The following is a 1,916-nucleotide window of genomic DNA, read 5'->3' on the forward strand; positions in this document are numbered from 1 at the left end:
TGTGTCTGTTGTTTGAGAACTCAATAGTGTGCCAAGTTTGTTGATACCAATTTTTTGTATTGAATTGGTTGAATTGACTGGATTGTCCATCCCGTGGATGGTCTGGTTTTTACAGCTGGTTTCAAATTTTGTGCATTGTGTGTATCCCGTTTTCCCGGGGGCGCATGGTGTGTCTGTTTTTGTTTTACTTCAACGGAGAGTTTGATCCTGGCTCAGGATGAACGCTGGCGGCGTGCTTAACACATGCAAGTCGAACGATGACCTCCAGCTTGCTGGGGTGATTAGTGGCGAACGGGTGAGTAACACGTGAGTAACCTGCCCTTAACTCTGGGATAAGCCTGGGAAACTGGGTCTAATACCGGATATGACTCCTCATCGCATGGTGGGGGGTGGAAAGCTTTTTGTGGTTTTGGATGGACTCGCGGCCTATCAGCTTGTTGGTGAGGTAATGGCTCACCAAGGCGACGACGGGTAGCCGGCCTGAGAGGGTGACCGGCCACACTGGGACTGAGACACGGCCCAGACTCCTACGGGAGGCAGCAGTGGGGAATATTGCACAATGGGCGAAAGCCTGATGCAGCGACGCCGCGTGAGGGATGACGGCCTTCGGGTTGTAAACCTCTTTCAGTAGGGAAGAAGCGAAAGTGACGGTACCTGCAGAAGAAGCGCCGGCTAACTACGTGCCAGCAGCCGCGGTAATACGTAGGGCGCAAGCGTTATCCGGAATTATTGGGCGTAAAGAGCTCGTAGGCGGTTTGTCGCGTCTGCCGTGAAAGTCCGGGGCTCAACTCCGGATCTGCGGTGGGTACGGGCAGACTAGAGTGATGTAGGGGAGACTGGAATTCCTGGTGTAGCGGTGAAATGCGCAGATATCAGGAGGAACACCGATGGCGAAGGCAGGTCTCTGGGCATTAACTGACGCTGAGGAGCGAAAGCATGGGGAGCGAACAGGATTAGATACCCTGGTAGTCCATGCCGTAAACGTTGGGCACTAGGTGTGGGGGACATTCCACGTTTTCCGCGCCGTAGCTAACGCATTAAGTGCCCCGCCTGGGGAGTACGGCCGCAAGGCTAAAACTCAAAGGAATTGACGGGGGCCCGCACAAGCGGCGGAGCATGCGGATTAATTCGATGCAACGCGAAGAACCTTACCAAGGCTTGACATGGGCCGGACCGGGCTGGAAACAGTCCTTCCCCTTTGGGGCCGGTTCACAGGTGGTGCATGGTTGTCGTCAGCTCGTGTCGTGAGATGTTGGGTTAAGTCCCGCAACGAGCGCAACCCTCGTTCCATGTTGCCAGCGCGTAATGGCGGGGACTCATGGGAGACTGCCGGGGTCAACTCGGAGGAAGGTGGGGACGACGTCAAATCATCATGCCCCTTATGTCTTGGGCTTCACGCATGCTACAATGGCCGGTACAAAGGGTTGCGATACTGTGAGGTGGAGCTAATCCCAAAAAGCCGGTCTCAGTTCGGATTGGGGTCTGCAACTCGACCCCATGAAGTCGGAGTCGCTAGTAATCGCAGATCAGCAACGCTGCGGTGAATACGTTCCCGGGCCTTGTACACACCGCCCGTCAAGTCACGAAAGTTGGTAACACCCGAAGCCGGTGGCCTAACCCCTTGTGGGAGGGAGCTGTCGAAGGTGGGACTGGCGATTGGGACTAAGTCGTAACAAGGTAGCCGTACCGGAAGGTGCGGCTGGATCACCTCCTTTCTAAGGAGCACCTACAAGCACCGTGCCTCATGTATGTGAGTGTGGCGGGTTTGTCAGGAGTAACGCCCGTTGCGCAGACGATTGTTCTGCGGCGGGTGCTCACGGGTGGAATATCAACAAGTAGCGGCCGCTGGTTTTTTGCCGGCACCCAGTACGGATGCTGTTCTTCGGAGCGTGTCCTGGAACGGTGCGGGTGAGGGG

At 55.7% G+C, this 1,916-nt stretch carries 1 rRNA gene; it reads left to right on the forward strand.

Annotated elements, in window-relative coordinates:
- The first annotated feature begins 189 nt into the window (after nt 1–189).
- Nucleotides 190–1,715: ribosomal RNA gene (locus PV761_RS23990) — 16S ribosomal RNA — on the forward strand.
- Nucleotides 1,716–1,916 lie beyond the last annotated feature (201 nt).

It is taken from the genome of Arthrobacter sp. CC3, assembly GCF_039907775.1.
Taxonomy (GTDB): domain Bacteria; phylum Actinomycetota; class Actinomycetes; order Actinomycetales; family Micrococcaceae; genus Arthrobacter.